15 protein-coding genes are annotated in these 14,911 nt (G+C 67.2%); 6 read left to right on the forward strand and 9 right to left on the reverse strand.

Going from position 1 to position 14,911, the window contains the following annotated elements:
* Nucleotides 1-114 precede the first annotated feature (114 nt).
* The 6 genes from E1956_RS10890 to E1956_RS10915 form a co-directional block, all read right to left on the reverse strand.
* Nucleotides 115-1,254, reverse strand: coding sequence for a substrate-binding domain-containing protein (locus tag E1956_RS10890; RefSeq protein WP_134748762.1), 1,140 nt, complete (start codon nucleotides 1,252-1,254; stop codon nucleotides 115-117).
* Nucleotides 1,251-2,216, reverse strand: coding sequence for a 2-hydroxyacid dehydrogenase (locus E1956_RS10895; RefSeq protein ID WP_134748764.1), 966 nt, complete (start codon nucleotides 2,214-2,216; stop codon nucleotides 1,251-1,253). The genes E1956_RS10890 and E1956_RS10895 overlap by 4 nt, the downstream gene beginning before the upstream one ends.
* Before the next feature lie 97 nt (nucleotides 2,217-2,313).
* Nucleotides 2,314-3,597 (reverse strand): MFS transporter, encoded by a 1,284-nt coding sequence (locus tag E1956_RS10900; protein ID WP_134748766.1) that lies wholly within the window; start codon nucleotides 3,595-3,597, stop codon nucleotides 2,314-2,316.
* Nucleotides 3,598-3,732: 135 nt separating this feature from the next.
* Nucleotides 3,733-4,710 carry a sugar kinase gene (locus tag E1956_RS10905; protein WP_134748768.1) on the reverse strand — a complete coding sequence of 326 codons (978 nt, stop codon included), beginning with the start codon at nucleotides 4,708-4,710 and terminating at the stop codon, nucleotides 3,733-3,735.
* Between the two features lie 82 nt (nucleotides 4,711-4,792).
* On the reverse strand, nucleotides 4,793-5,581 hold the full coding sequence (locus tag E1956_RS10910; RefSeq protein ID WP_134748770.1) for a TIM barrel protein: 789 nt from the start codon (nucleotides 5,579-5,581) through the stop codon (nucleotides 4,793-4,795).
* Nucleotides 5,582-5,812: 231 nt separating this feature from the next.
* Entirely contained in the window at nucleotides 5,813-6,808 is a 996-nt protein-coding gene (locus E1956_RS10915) for a LysR family transcriptional regulator (RefSeq protein WP_134748772.1), read from the reverse strand.
* 117 nt (nucleotides 6,809-6,925) lie between these two features.
* On the opposite strand from E1956_RS10915, the gene E1956_RS10920 reads away from it, so the two are divergent.
* From E1956_RS10920 to E1956_RS10935, 4 genes are all read left to right on the forward strand, one after another.
* Complete coding sequence (locus E1956_RS10920) at nucleotides 6,926-7,996, forward strand: YeiH family protein (RefSeq protein ID WP_134748773.1); 1,071 nt, start codon at nucleotides 6,926-6,928, stop codon at nucleotides 7,994-7,996.
* 288 nt (nucleotides 7,997-8,284) lie between these two features.
* The gene (locus tag E1956_RS10925; RefSeq protein ID WP_134748775.1) at nucleotides 8,285-9,019 is read left to right on the forward strand and encodes a glutathione S-transferase; all 735 of its coding nucleotides are present in this window, start codon (nucleotides 8,285-8,287) and stop codon (nucleotides 9,017-9,019) included.
* Nucleotides 9,020-9,059: 40 nt separating this feature from the next.
* Entirely contained in the window at nucleotides 9,060-10,808 is a 1,749-nt protein-coding gene (locus E1956_RS10930) for a ClcB-like voltage-gated chloride channel protein (RefSeq protein ID WP_134748777.1), read from the forward strand.
* 94 nt (nucleotides 10,809-10,902) lie between these two features.
* Nucleotides 10,903-12,246, forward strand: coding sequence for a C45 family autoproteolytic acyltransferase/hydolase (locus E1956_RS10935; protein ID WP_134748779.1), 1,344 nt, complete (start codon nucleotides 10,903-10,905; stop codon nucleotides 12,244-12,246).
* Here the strand turns inward: E1956_RS10935 and E1956_RS10940 are convergent.
* Nucleotides 12,243-12,638 (reverse strand): type II toxin-antitoxin system VapC family toxin, encoded by a 396-nt coding sequence (locus tag E1956_RS10940; protein WP_134748781.1) that lies wholly within the window; start codon nucleotides 12,636-12,638, stop codon nucleotides 12,243-12,245. The genes E1956_RS10935 and E1956_RS10940 overlap by 4 nt on opposite strands.
* Entirely contained in the window at nucleotides 12,635-12,901 is a 267-nt protein-coding gene (locus E1956_RS10945) for an AbrB/MazE/SpoVT family DNA-binding domain-containing protein (RefSeq protein ID WP_134748783.1), read from the reverse strand. Before E1956_RS10945 ends, E1956_RS10940 begins: the two co-directional genes overlap by 4 nt.
* 350 nt (nucleotides 12,902-13,251) lie before the next feature.
* On the opposite strand from E1956_RS10945, the gene E1956_RS10950 reads away from it, so the two are divergent.
* Nucleotides 13,252-13,521: a hypothetical protein gene (locus tag E1956_RS10950; RefSeq protein ID WP_134748785.1), complete on the forward strand. Its 270-nt coding sequence runs from the start codon at nucleotides 13,252-13,254 to the stop codon at nucleotides 13,519-13,521.
* Nucleotides 13,522-13,792: 271 nt separating this feature from the next.
* Nucleotides 13,793-14,023, forward strand: coding sequence for a DUF2795 domain-containing protein (locus E1956_RS10955; protein WP_134748787.1), 231 nt, complete (start codon nucleotides 13,793-13,795; stop codon nucleotides 14,021-14,023).
* Nucleotides 14,024-14,042: 19 nt separating this feature from the next.
* Here E1956_RS10955 and E1956_RS10960 read toward each other — a convergent pair whose 3' ends face one another.
* Entirely contained in the window at nucleotides 14,043-14,675 is a 633-nt protein-coding gene (locus E1956_RS10960) for a TetR/AcrR family transcriptional regulator (protein WP_134748789.1), read from the reverse strand.
* Nucleotides 14,676-14,911 lie beyond the last annotated feature (236 nt).

The following is a 14,911-nucleotide window of genomic DNA, read 5'->3' on the forward strand; positions in this document are numbered from 1 at the left end:
GCGCAGCCCCGGCGGCGCGGCGCTGCCCGGCCCACGCGGGCGGGACGGTCGCGGCACCGGGCCTCGCCGGTCGTATGCAAGCCGCCTGCCCCGCAAAGAACACGCCAGGCGGCGCTAGCCGAGCGTCGAGGCCCGCACGACCAGCTCGCCCGGAAAGGCCGCTGCGCGCGCGGCCAGCGCCGCGCCCTCGATGCGCTCGTGAAGGAACTCCACCGCCCGGTAGCCGATCTCGCGCGTCGGCTGGCGGATGGTGGTGATGCCGGCGAGCTCGGCCCATTCGGGATCGTCGATGGCGATCAGCGCCGCCTGCTGCTGCCACTGCGCGCCGAGTTTCGCCTTCAGATGCAGCGCGAGCCGCAGGGCGACCGGCGCATTCGCCGCGAAGAGCGCGCAGCGTGCGCCGCGGCGCGCGGCGTCGGCGATATGCGCATCGAGCGCGGCGAGCGCCGCATCGACGCTCGCATCGTCATGCAGATCGAGTACATGCGTGGCCGCGCGAACCTCCCGCGCGCCCTTCGCGGCGTGCTGCGCCGCGGCAGCCACCGCCCCGTCGACGGACGCGCGAAAAGCCACTTCGCGCTCGCGCCGCGAGCTCACGTGCTCGAAAGGCTGCACGACGAACACGAGGTCGTCGTAGCCGCGTTCCAGCAGATGCTGCACGCCGAGGCGCACGGCGGCCGCGTTGTCGAGCCCGACCATGTCGGCGTCGAGGCCGTCCACGGTACGGTCGACCAGCACCGCGGGAATCCCGCCGCTGCCCATCGGCTTGAGCATCGACTCGGGCACGCCGAGCGCGTTGACGATCACGCCTTCCACCCGATACGTGGTGAGCAGTTGCAGATAGCGCCGCTCCATGTCGATTTCGTTCGCCGCGTGGCAAATGAGCGGCATATAGCCGAGCGCGTGGCACGCAGCCTCCACGCCTTGCAGCACTTCGACGGAATACGGATTCGCGAGATCGGCGAGCAACAGGCCGAGCAGCCGGTTGCGCCCGCGCTTGAGGCCGCGCGCCATCTGGTTGGGCCGATAGTCGAGCCGTTCGATGGCGGCCTCGATGCGCGCACGCAGGTCCGGCGAGAGGACCGAAAGCTCGCCGTTCAGATAGCGCGAGATGCTGGTCTTGCCGGTGCCGGCCTCGCGGGCGACGTCGCTGATGGTCGCGCGGCGCGGCGGCGCGCCCGTGGCGGCACCCTCGCCGCCTGCTCCACCTTTGCCGCCCGCTTGCGGGGTCCTGGAGGCGCCGCCTGTGCTCATCGCGCGAGCACCTCGCGATTGACGATGTTGTTCCCGAGCGTGCCGGACAGCGCCGCCACGAGGTTCTCGGCGGCACAGCGCGCCATCGCGTGACGCGTCTCGTGCGTGGCCGAGCCGATGTGCGGCAGCGCGACGACGTTCGGCATGCGCAACAGCGGCGAGGCCGGATCGACGGGCTCCTTCTCGAACACGTCGAGGCCCGCGCCGTGGATCGTGCCCGCCTCGAGCGCGGCGATCAGCGCCTTTTCGTCGACGATCGCGCCGCGCGAGGCGTTGATGAGGATCGCGCTCTTCTTCATCTTTTGCAGTTCCGCGGCGCCGATCATGTGGCGCGTGGCGTCGCTGAGCGGCACCTGCAGGCACACGAAATCGGCGCTGGCGAGCAGTTCGTCGAGCTCGACGCGGCGCGCGCCGTACTCGCGCTCGGCCACCTCGTTCGCGCTGCGGTTCGTGTAGAGCACCTTCATGTTGAAGCCGAGCGCGGCGCGCCGCGCGACCGCGCCGCCGATGCGCCCGAGCCCGACGATGCCGAGCGTCTTGCCCTGCACGTCCACGCCGAACTGCGCCGGGCCGATGCTCGCCTTCCAGTGGCCCGCCTTGACCCAGTCGGCCAGCTCGACCACGCGGCGCGCGCTCGCGAGGATCAGCGAAAAGACCGTGTCGGCGGTGGACTCGGTCAGCACGTCGGGCGTGTGCGCGAGCACGATGCCGCGCTGCGTGAGATCGGGCACGTCGAACTGGTCGTAGCCCACCGAGATGGTCGAGAGCGCCTTGATGCGCGAGCCTTCGAGCATCGCCGGCGTAACCTTGACGCTCGCGCCGATCGCGCCGTCGGCGTCCTTGAGCGCGGCGGCGAACGCTTCGGTGTCGCTTGCGTCGACGAACGTCACGTCGAGATGCTCGCGCAGGTACTCGGTCACGTCCGCGGGCAAGGTCTTGTAGGCAACGATTTTCTGCTTCATGAGTGCGCTATATCCGTCTGTTTCAGTCAGTTACGTTCCGTGAATCTCGCGTGATGCGCTTCCCGCGCGACATTTTCCGCGCATGGCTTCGCGCGCATCACTTGCCATGAACCGGCGTCGCGTAGGCATGGGCGTCGTCGCGGCGCGGCTTCACCGCGAGCGTGAGGATCACCGAGGCCACCAGCGCCGCGCTCATGAACGCGTAGGATGCCGCGGGCGAGCCGGTCGCGCCGTTCAGGTAGCCGACCACGTAGGAGCCGACGAACGAGCCGAGCGCGCCCATGCTGTTGATCAGCGCCATCGCCCCGCCGGCCACGTTCTTCGGCAGCAGCTCCGGCACGATCGCGAAGAACGGGCCGTACGGCGCGTACATCGCGGCGCCCGCCACGACCAGCAGCGCGTACGAGGTCCAGAAGTGCGTCGAGCCGAGCGCATACGATCCGGCAAACGCGAGCGCGCCGATCAGCAGGAACGGCCACACGAACGCGCGGCGGTTGTTGAGCTTGTCCGAGGCCCACGAGGCGGCGAGCATCGCAATGGTAGCAGCGAGATACGGCAGCGCCGAGAGCCAGCCCGTCTCGACCATGCCGAGCGCCGAGCCGTTCTTCACGATCGACGGCAGCCACAGCACGAAGCCGTAGACGCCGATGCTCCAGCAGAAGTACTGCGCCGAGAGCAGCATCACGGCGGGCGTGCGGAACGCTTCGGCGTAGTTCTTCACCGGCTTGATGGCGGCCTGCTCGGCGCGCATCGCGGCGTCGAGCGCGCGCTTCTCGTCGTTCGAGAGCCAGCTCACCTGGGCCGGCTTGTCGCGCACGAGCAGCCACCAGCACACGGCCCACACCACGGCCGGCACGCCCTCGGCGATGAACATGTGACGCCAGCCGAACGAATGCACGAGATAGCCCGAGACCACCGACATCCACAGCACCGTGACCGGATTGCCGAGGATCAGGAAGGTGTTGGCGCGCGAGCGCTCGCTCTTCGTGAACCAGTTGCTGATGTAGATGAGCATCGCCGGCATCACCGCCGCTTCGACTACGCCGAGCACGAAGCGGATCGCCATCAGCGAGGGAATGTTCGTGACGACGCCCGTGAGCGCGGCGCATCCGCCCCACAGCACGAGGCTCACGAACACGAGCTTGCGCACGCTGCGGCGTTCGGCATAGACCGCGCCCGGCAGCTGGAAGAAGAAGTAGCCGAGGAAGAACAGCGCACCGATCAGCGACGAAAGCCCGGGGCTGATGCCCAGATCGCGATTGATGCCGGCCGCCGAGGCGAAGCCGTAGTTGGCGCGATCGAGATAGGCCAGGCTGTACGTGATGAACACGATCGGCATGATTGCCCACCAGCGGCGCGGTGCGAGCGAGGTTGAGGTCATCGGTGTCTCCAGTGTCGATTGCAGGGTGCGTTTTAGCGCTAGCTGCGATCCGATGCAAAGCTGTTCTCGTGGCGCCTTGCTTCGGTTCAAGCAAGGCTGCGGAAATCGCGGAGCGAACGGCTCCTCGTGCGCCGCTTATGCGGTGGCGCGCGCTTGCGTGGCGTCCTCGGCTTCAAGCGCATCGAGTTGCGCGCGCGTGGGCAGCCCTTCCGAATCGCCGATCACCTGCACGGCGAGCGCGCCGATACGGTTGCCGCGCGCCACGGCTTCGTGCAGCGTGCGCCCTTCGAGCAGCGCGCTCACCACGCCCACGGCGAAGCCGTCGCCGGCGCCCACCGTATCGACGACGTGCTCAACCGGCTGCGCCTTCACATGACCGCACTCGCCTGCTTGCGTCGCAAAATACGCGCCCTGTGCGCCGAGCTTGACGATCACGCCGCGCGCACCGCGCTCCAGATAGAAGCGCGCGATCGTGGCGGGGTCATCGGAGCCCGTGAGAATGCGGCCCTCGTTCACGCCGGGCAAGACCCAGTCGGCAAACCGCGCGAGCTCGTTGAGCGTGTGCACCATCTCGGCTTCGGAGCCCCACAGCGTCGGGCGCAGGTTCGGATCGAATGTGACCGTGCGCCCGGCCTCGCGCATCGCGCGGGCGAGCATGAACGCGAGCTCGCGCGAGGTGGCCGAGATCGCAGGCGCCACGCCGCTCAGGTGCAGGTGGCGAGCGCCCAGCACGTAGTCGCGCTTGAAGTCGTCGACCGACAGGTGGCTCGCGGCCGAGCCGCGCCGGAAATATTCGACGGTGGGGTCGCTGCCGTCGTCGTTTTTCGACTTGAGCTGGAAGCCCGTGGGATAGCGCGTATCGGTTTGCACGCAGCGAGCATCGATGCCTTCTTGCGCAAGCACGCTGCGCACGAACTGGCCGAACGAATCGGCGCCCACGCGGCTCATCCAGCCCACCTTGAAGCCAAGGCGCGCGAGGCCCGTCGCCACGTTGAGCTCGGCGCCAGCCGCGCGCTTCGTGAAGTGCGCGACCTCGGAGAGCGGGCCGGTGTCGATGGCCACGAACATCGCCATCGCTTCGCCGTAGGTGATGACATCGAGTGAGTGCGTCATGGAGTGCATTCCTGAAAAACAGCCATCGCGGCATTCCACGGCCCCATGGATAGAAACGCGCAGATGCCTATACTGAAATGCGTCAGGCAGTGCCGAGCCACGCCACGTAGCGCGCGGCGTCCTCGGTCACGCGCGCTTCGTCGAACGGAAATTCAATCCCGCGCGGCACGCCCGCCGGCAGGCGCGCGAGCGCGGCGCGGCACAGCGCATCGTCGGCGGCGGGCGCGCAGGCAAAGCGGCGCGCACCCACGCCCTCCACGGCCTTGCAGTGGATGTACTCGACATACGGCGCGAGCGCGGCGGCGGCCATCAGTGGCGCCTCGCCGGTCCAGTGCCAGTTGCCGATATCGAAGGTCATGCCGATCAGCTTGTCCTGCCCGGCGGCGCGCAGCGCGCGAAACAGGCCGATGAACTGCGCGAGCTTGCCGCCCTGCTCGAGCTGGCCGTTTTCGACGACCACGCGCAGCGTCTCATGGCCTTGCGCATCCGCCACGCCCGCTTCGTCAAGCACCGCCGCGAGGCGCGCGATCTGCGCGTCGCCAGCGTAGCCGCCCAGTTGCAGCTTCACGAAGCGCGCGCCGAGCGCACGGCCGCAGGCGATGGCGGCGCGCAGCGCGGCCTCGTCGAGCGCGCCGTCTTCGCCGTACAGCGTGTCGGGCGTCGACCACACGGGCCACAGGCCTTGGTGTGCCAGCACGGTGCCGAGCGCGCGCAGCGCCTCGGGCTGCGTATCGGCGTCGTCCATCAGCTCTCGCCGCACCTCGAACGCGCAGGCGCCCGCCGCTTTCGTCGCGCCGAACCACGCCGCATGCCCGTCACGCCGGATCGCTGCGGCGCCGAATGCGCTTGCCACTATTGCTACTTCCGCCATCGTCTTCTTTCCTGTTGCTTGTCGACCTGAGTTGGGGCTTCAGCCCTTACTCCGGTCCCATACGGGTTTTCGCGGTCCTGTTCCTGCGCCGTCGAATCTATGGATCGGTGTATTTGGAACCGGTTCCAAACCGGCGCCTAAAAAAAGCGCCTGCGCGCCCGGTTGATGGGCGGATAGTGCGCTGAGGCGGCGCATGGCGCCATTGTGGAAATCCCCTAACCCGCGTTGGGATCAGGGCGGGAACCTCGTGCCGATTGCGCCGCCATTCAGCCCCCCGCTCGCCGCTTCTTCCGGCGCGTCGAGCAGGCATAGCTCGAGAAAGCGCTGGGCGACGCGCGAGGCCGCACCCGCGTGCGGCACGATGATCGAGAAACGCCGCGCCAGCGGCTCCGGGCGGATGCGGATTTGCTGGAGCGCGTTGTCCTCGTGGCGCATCGACATGGCTGAGACGAAGCCGATGCCCATGCCGGCCCGCACCGCCTCCTTGACGCCTTCCACGCCGGCGATTTCCAGCGCGACACGCATCGGCACGCCGGCGCGCGCGAACGCGCGCTCGACCACCTGGCGCACGCCCGAGCCGTCCTCGCGCAGCACGAGCGGCAGATCCGCGAACGCGCTCAGCTCGCGGCGCAGCGGCGCCGCAGCGGCGCGTTCGCGCGCGGCCCCGGCATCCTCGCCGTCATCGGCCGCCTGGACGGCGAGCGCGTGGCCGCGCGGTGCGATCGCGACAATCTCGTCCTCGTGCCACGGGTGCACGGCGCAATCGGCGGGCAACTGCTCGCCCACCGGCCCTTCGATCAGCGCGATATCGAGCTCGCCGAGCATGGCGACCACGTCGGTCGTATTGCCGCTCGCCGTTTCGAGCTTCACCTCCGGATAGCGCCGATGAAACGCCGCTATCAGGTACGGCAACCGGTAGCTCGCGGGCGTCGTGCTCGCGCCGATGCGCAGCGTGCCGCGCTCGAGCCCGCGCAGCGCGTCGCGAAACGTGAGCGCGTCGCGCCAGGTGTCGCGCAGGCGCGCCGCGTAGGCCGCGAGCTGCTCGCCGGTGGGCGTGAGGCGCACGCCGCGCCCGTCGCGCAGATAGAGCGGCTCGCCGAACTCCTCCTGCAACAACCGCAACTGCCCCGACACTGCGGGCTGCGACAAATGCAGCGCGAGCGCCGCCCGGCTGATGTTCAGGTGCTCGGCAACGGCAGCGAAAGTTATCAGTTGTTCCGGGGTCATCGCATCCAACTATCGTGTTGACCTATATTTTACGTCGCAAATGACGATTTTTCATATCCTTATATCTAATTTAGGATTGGAACATTCGTCAGTCAGACAAATTGCTTGCCAATCACCATGTCCACACCGTCGACTTCTCTTGCTTCATCGTCCGCCGCATCCGCCACGCGCGGCCAGCTCAATGGCGTGCTGTTCGTCGCGCTGTTCGCCGCCGCCGTCACGCGCATCGCCGCGCTGCCCGCCATCGCCGGTCTCGGCCTGAGCCCCCTGATCGTCGGCATCGTCGCCGGGGCGATCTACGGCAACGCGCTGCGCGACGGCATGCCCGAAAGCTGGGCCGCCGGCATCAACTTCTCGGCGCGCAAGCTGCTGCGCATCGCCGTGGCGTTCTTCGGGCTGCGCGTGAGCCTCCAGGAAATCGCCCAGGTCGGCCTGCCGGGTCTCGTCGAATCGGTGGTGATCGTCGTGAGCACGCTCGCGATCGGCACCTGGGCCGGCATGAAGCTCATGAAGCTCGACCGCGACACGGCCATCCTCACCGCGGCCGGCAGCGCGATCTGCGGCGCCGCCGCCGTGCTCGCCTTCGAATCCACGCTGCAATCGAAGCCGCACAAGAGCGCCATGGCGGTGGGCAGCGTGGTGCTGTTCGGCACGCTCTCGATGTTCCTCTACCCGCTGCTCTATCGCGCCGGCTGGCTGCACCTCGACACGATGGGCGCCGGGCTCTTCTTCGGCGGCACGATCCACGAGGTCGCGCAGGTCGTGGGCGCGGCGAGCAACGTGAGCCCGGAGGCCACGCACATCGCCACCATCGTGAAGATGACCCGCGTGATGCTGCTCGTGCCGGTGCTGCTCGCGCTCGGCGTCTGGCTCAATCGCTCGGCGCGCGGCGCGGCCCAAGGCCAGCAGGGCGCACGCAAGCTGGCCGTGCCCTGGTTCGCGCTCGGCTTTCTCGCGCTCGTCGTGGTGAACTCGCTGCACGTGCTGCCGGATTCGGCCACCCAGACGCTGAACATGCTCGACACCTTTGCGCTCACCATGGCCATGACCGCGCTCGGCATCGAGACGCGCGTCTCGCAGATCCGCCAGGCCGGCCCGCGTGCGCTCACCACGGGCTTCATCGTCTACCTCTGGCTGATCGGCGGCGGCCTTGCGATCACCTGGGCCGTGGAGCGGCTGTTCGGATGATCCGGCGCCGCACGGCTTCGCCCCCCTTGAGAGACCGCGCACCGGCCCCGCCGGTCGCTTGCCCCGCCCTCGGCGGGGCTTTTTGCGTTTTGCGCTCTGGCAACAGCGCAAGGCAAAACCACGATGCGGCACGCGCACAACCGCTACGCCGCTACGTGCAATTGCGCGCGATACTGTCGTCCCATGCCGTCCGTCTCATGGGCGGCTGTCGTGGCAATCTCGCGGGCTTTGCACGCGACCGGAGTGTGGCGTTCACGCGCCCACTCGGGATCGACGGAGGGACGACCGATGGCATACGAACTCTATTACTGGGATGGCCTGCAGGGCCGCGGCGAATTCGTGCGGCTCGCGCTGGAGGAAGCGCGCGCGCCCTATGTCGACGTGGCGCGCGGCGCGAAAGAGGACGGCCAGGGCATGAGCGCGATGATGGCGGAGCTCGAGAGCGACGGCCCGTATCCGCCCTTTGCACCGCCGTTTCTGAAGGACGGCGACCTGATCGTGCCGCATGTCGCGAACATCCTGTTCTATCTCGGCCCGAAGCTGAAGCTCGCGCCGCACGACGAGGCGCTGCGCATCGTCGCGAACGGCTTGCAACTGACGATCGCCGACTTCGTGACCGAGGTGCACGACACGCATCACCCGATCGCGAGCAGCCTCTATTACGAGGACCAGAAGGAAGAAGCGAAGGCGCGCTCGAAGGACTTCCTCGCGCATCGCTTGCCGAAATTCATGGGCTACTTCGAGCGCGTGCTCACGCAGAATCCCGACGGGCCGCGGCACATGGTCGGCAAGACGCTCAGCTATGTGGACCTGTCGATGTTTCAGATCGTCGAGGGGCTGCGCTATGCGTTCCCGAAAGCGACAAAGCACCTGGCAGAGCACTACCCGCATGTGATCGCGCTGCACGACGCCGTGGCCGCGCGCCCGAACATCGCGGCGTATCTCGCCTCGGAGCGGCGGCTGCCGTTCAACGAGACCGGCATCTTCCGCCACTATCCGGAACTCGACCGCGCCGCGCGCTGAGCGCACGGCATCCCCTAACCAGAAAAACTGCCCACTCGCCGTGCTGTCATTCCTGCTGAAACTGCGCACCCGCGCCCGCGATCTCTTTCGCCTCTCCGATGCCCACACGATGCTGATCTGGTCGGTCATCGTGGGGATAGCCGGCGCGTTCGCGACCGTGCTGTTTCGCGAGGGCATCGCGCATCTGCAGATCCTCTTCGTGGGTCGCGAGGGCAGCTTCGTCGCGATGGCGCGCAGCCTCCCCTGGCACACGCGCATCTGGCTGCCGGCCGCGGGCGGCTTCGTGGCGGGCTGCTGCCTGCTGATCGCCAGGCGCAGCAGCGCGCCCGGCAACGGCGGCAAGCCGATGCACACCGACTACGTGGAGGCCGTGGCGATCGGCGACGGCGTGATGCCCGTCGGCAAGAGCATCTGGCGCAGCGTATCGTCGCTGTTCACCATTGCGAGCGGCGGCTCGATCGGCCGCGAAGGGTCGATGGTGCAGCTCGCCGCGCTCGCCGCCTCGCTGATCGGCCGCTGGGTCCACTTCGATCCGCAGCGCCTGCGCCTGCTCGTGGCCTGCGGCGCGGCGGCCGGTATCACCTCGGCCTATAACGCGCCGATCGCGGGCGCCTTTTTCGTGACCGAGATCGTGCTCGGTGCGATCGTGATGGAGAGCTTCGGGCCCATCGTCGTTTCGTCGGTGGTCGCGAACATCACGATGCGCGAATTCGCGGGCTACAAGCCGCCTTACGAAATGCCGGTGTTTCCGCCTGTCACGGGCGTCGAGGTACTGCTGTTCGTGGCGCTGGGCCTGTTGTGCGGCGCACTCGCGCCGCGCTTTCTCTCGCTGCTCGACGGTGCGAAGGCCGGCTTCGGGCGCCTGAAGCTGCCGCTGCCCGCGAAGCTCGCGCTGGGCGGCTTCGTCTGCGGCGTGATCTCGATCTGGGTGCCCGAGGTCTGGGGCAACGGCTATAGCGTCGTGAACTCGCTGCTGCATTCGCCGTGGACCTGGACCGCCCTCGCCATCGTGCTCGTGCTCAAGGTCGTGGCAACCGCCGCGACGGTGGGCTCGGGCGCCGTGGGCGGCGTCTTCACGCCGACGCTCTTCATGGGCGCCGTGATCGGCTGCCTGTTCGGCCAGGGCATGCATGCGCTGTGGCCGCACGGCACCTCCGCGCCGTTCGCGTATGCGATGGTCGGCATGGGCGCGTTCCTTGCGGGCGCGACCCAGGCGCCGCTCATGGCGATCCTGATGATCTTCGAAATGACGCTCAGCTATCAGGTGGTGCTGCCGCTGATGCTCTCGTGCGTCGTAGCGTATTTCGTCGCGCGCGCGACCGGCAAGAAGTCGATGTACGAGATCACGCTGCACCGCAACCGCGAGGAAGACGAGCGGCTGCGCCTGCGCGCCACGCAGATGCGCGAGCTGATCCGCCCCGCCGACACCGTGGTGAGCGCCAACGCGAGCGTGCAGGAGATGACACGCGTGTTCCTCGAATATCCGGTGAAGTATCTCTACGTGACCGACGACAACGGCCGGTTTCTCGGCGCAGTCGCGCTCGCCGACATTACGGACGATCTGCTGCAAAAGCACGACACCTCGAACAAGCACGCGTGCGACTACCTGAAGCCCTCGTTCGACGTGCTCACGCCCGACATGCCGCTCGCGGTGGCGCTGCAGCACTTCATGTCGTTCCAGGGCGAGCGCCTGCCCGTGATCGAGAGCGCGCAGCGTCCAACGCTTGCGGGCGTCGTCTACAAGACGTCGCTGCTCGACGCGTATCAGCGCATGACACCGGAGCGCTGACACGCGCGGCTTCGTCGAAAAGCGCACGCGGCGCCGTGGCAAAGCGCGGCGGATTTTCTACAATGAAAACCGGCACCGAGCCACCGGAGCGACGATGAGCGAGCCCTCTCTCGACGCTGTGCGCCGCGACCACGCGGGGTGGATCTTCGTGCACCTCGAAGGCGAACCGTACGAGCGCGGCGAGCAGCATGGCAGGCTGCTCGCCAACGAGATCCGCAGCGCGATCCGCACGGCGCGCTACCTCGCGAAATGGGACACGGGCGAGGAGTTCGACACCTTCGTCCATGCGGCGATCGCGCAATTCATGCCGCGCCTCGACGCCGAATTCGCCAGCGAGATCCAGGGCATCGCCGACGGCGCGAAGCTGCCGTTCGCCGAGCTGCTCGCATGGAACGGCTACATGGATCTGCTGCAAGGCTGGTGGCCGACCCACGCTGCAACGCATTTGCCACGCGAGGCCCTGCGCCTGTGGCGCGGGCGGCGCGGCCATCACTGCAGCGCCTTTATCGCGACGGGCAGCGCCACGCACGACGGCCGCATTGTCATGGCGCACAACTCGTGGGACCGCTACGCGGCCGGCGACGCCTTCAACGTGGTTTTCGACATCGTGCCAGGGTCCGGGCACCGCATCCTCATGCAAGGGCTGCCGGGCTGCATCTCGAGCCTCACCGACTTCTGGATCAACGCGGCCGGCCTGATGGTCACCGAGACGACGATCTCGAATTTCGTCGGCTACCGCGCAGGCGGCGCCCCCGAGTTCTACCGCTCGCGGCGTGCGACGCAATACGCGTCGAGCATCGGCGAATGGTGCGAGATGTTCGCGCTCGACAACAACGGCGGCTACGCGAACAGCTGGCTGCTCGGCGACGTGAAGACCGGCGAGATCGCGCGCTACGAACTGGGCCTGCAGCATGCGGGCTTCGAGAGCACGCGGGACGGCTTCCTGAGCGGCTTCAACGCGGCGAGCGACCTGAAGATCCGCAACCAGGAATGCGTGGGCGAAGGCGACGACTACACCGACGTGCGCCGCAACGGCGCGCGCCGTCTGCGCTTCATGCAGCTCGCCGAACTGCATCACGGCAAGATCGACGTCGAGCTCGCGAAAGCGATCATCGCCGACCATCACGACGTCTATCTCGAACGCGACGACAACCCGTGCTCGCGCACGATCTGCGGCCATCTGGAACTCGATGACGCGCGCTTTGCCGGCCCCGATCATGGGCCCTTCAATCCTTGGGGAGCGAACGACGGAAAAGTCGCGGACAGCGAAATGGCGCGCGATCTCGCGTTCTGGGCGCGCTGGGGCCACCCCTGCGGGCGGCCGTTCGACGCCCAGGCGTTCATGGCGCGTCATGCGCAGTGGAACTGGCTGAACGGCTATATGCGCGACCGCCCGTCGTGGCCGTGGACGCGCTTTGAGGCGCGGCGCTCGAGTTAGAGCAAGCGTGCGGCGTGCCCCTGCTTCGTTAGCAGAGACACCGCCTTCTTGTCGAAGGAAACAAAGGTTTCGGCACCGAGCCAGGTACCGTCATAGGCAATGACGCCATCAGCAAAATCCCCACCTGCATCGAGCAGGGCCAGGCCGGCCTCGGCGGCCGGCCGATTGACCACGACATTGCGTGTGTTCAATAGCGAGCGAAGCGCGTCCGCGACGTCTGCACGACCGGCATCGTATCGACTGCGCAGTACCCACACCAGCTCGCAAAGCGTTTGCAGGCTCACCGCGACCATATCGGCCGTTTCCAGCAGCTCGATGGCGCGTGTTGTTTGTGCTTCGTCATCGTCAACAATGGCGCGCAGCAGGACATTGGTATCAGCGGCAACTTTCATCGGTTACCCGCGCCGGCCGCCGCACCCGCTTCCGCTATCGCATTATTGATTTCCTCGATGCTTAGTCGGGTACCGTTCGTCTTGCCTTTGAGAATGCCGCGAAGATCCTGGAACGAACCTTTCGGTTGCGCTGCCCTCAACTCGGCCCGGCCATCAGGCAGTAAATTTAGCTCGATTTTCTCGCCGGGCTTGATGCCGAGGTGCTGCAAGACGTCTTTCCGGAACGTTACCTGGCCCCGCTCTGTGACAGTCAATGTACTCATCACCTTGCCTCCATCGATTACGGATATATTGTAATGCAAATATGCATTAACTCTATGAAACCAAGGCTGCTTAGCGAGCAAGATCAAAAAAGCACGCGCGTTCGAGACTAATCGACGCATTTGCTGCCATTATGGAACCACCGCTTGCGTGTACGCACCGGCGGACTGCGTCTCCTGTCTCGTCGGGGCGCCGTCCAGACCGCACACGCCGCGGCGTGCCGCGCTGCTCCCGGTTCAGCCGTGAGGCTCTGCCCCCGAACCGCGGCCGCCGTACCGCGCCGGTCAGCCTGACCGTCATGGCACGGCACTTGCTGCGACCCTCGGGCCGCATGAGGAAAGGAGGTCGAGCGATGAAAACCTCGACACTGATGACCACCGTGCTGTTGTCTGCCTCGTGCTTTGCCGCACCCGTGCGCACCCAGGACGCCCAGCTTGACCGCGCGAGTGCCCCCGTCTACGCGCCGTCCGTGCACTCGCCGATGGATGACGCCCCCGTGGCACCGCCCGCGCCCGATGTCGCCGCTCCCGCAACGGGCAACCAGCATTGGGAATATCTGGCGCTGCCGAAATCGCGCCGCCTTGACCAGACGCTGGTCCCCGAGCTGCATCAGCAAACCTAGACGTCGCTGCGCAGTTCCGCACGCGGTCCGTGCCTGCGCGATAGCGCGCCGTGGCGCGGATGCCTGCACACGCAGCGCGGCGCTGCTGGCTGCGCCCTTCGCGTGTGCCATTGGCCGCTTCAGGCCGGCGTGAGCGCACCCGGGCCGCGCACACCCATCGGCGCCGCGCGGCAAGGATTGTGTATGCTTGATCCGCGACGCCGTTCAGGCTGACGAGCCTTCCATCCAGCGCTCCCGCTCGTCCACTCCCACCGTGCAAAGGATCTTGCGCATGTCCGCCACACCCATCCCCGACGAGCCGATCGATCTCCAGTTCTCCGACGTGCTGCGCGAAGTGCGCTGGCCCGCGAACAAGGACGAGCTTGTGGAAGCCGCTCGCGGCGCCGGCGCGAGCAACGAGGTGCTGGCGATCCTCGACGGCCTGCCCGAACAGGACTATCGCGACGTGGCCTCGGTCACGCGCCTGATCGGCAGCAACTACGGTCCTGGCCTCGGTATCTGAACCGCGTTGCGCGCACGGGTCAGGCGTCGCGCCCGAACACGACGCGCGCAAAGAAGCGGCCGAGCACTTCTTCGACCACCGGCGGCGTGACGTGCTGCGGATCGGCCGCGGCGAGAAACTGCACACCATCGCACAAGCCGATCAGCCCGAGCACGAGGAGCTCCGGCGCGAGCGTGAGCGGTGTGCCCACGCGCGCCGAAAATTCCTCGATATAGGCGGCCAGTTGATCGCGCTTGTCCTTCATGAACGCGTTAAAGCGCGTGCGAAAGCGCGAGTCGCGCGCCGCGAGCAGCTTGGCCTCGACCCACAGCAAGAACGCCTTGTTGTCCTGCGGCATACGGCTGTAGTAGGTGAGCACGCGGGCTTCCATGTCTTCGCGCGATGTGTTCGCCGCGAAGATCGCGCGCAGGTCGGCTTGCACCGCTTCGTGATCGCGCCGCAGCAATTCCACCAGCAGCTCCGACTTGCCGCCGAAGTTCGAATAGAACGCCCCTCGGGTATAGCCCGCCGCCAGAGCGATGTCCTCCACGCTCGCGCCGACGAAACCCTTCCTCATGAACATGGCCTGCGCGGCGTCGAGCAGACGCTCACGCGTCTGGCCGCGGCTTTGCTCGCGGGTGAGTCGGGTGCGCTTGGCGGGCTGGCGCGTCATGGGATCAGGGGAAGCGGGCAGGCGTTGGGATAGCGCGATAGTAGCCTGAATCCCGCGTCGAATGTTTCCTCAGATTCAAATGTGTATTCAGATACAGCATTGCATTAGAATTCATCGAATCATCTGAGACTGGCCGCAGTGCGGGGCAAGCGACATCGAAGCGCGCCGCGCGCGGGCGGACTCAGCAAAGGCGCATAACAGGTCAACCCGGCCATCCCGGTCAATCCGGCAAGCAT

It is taken from the genome of Paraburkholderia pallida, from assembly GCF_004524855.1.
Taxonomy (GTDB): Bacteria; Pseudomonadota; Gammaproteobacteria; order Burkholderiales; family Burkholderiaceae; genus Paraburkholderia; species Paraburkholderia oxyphila.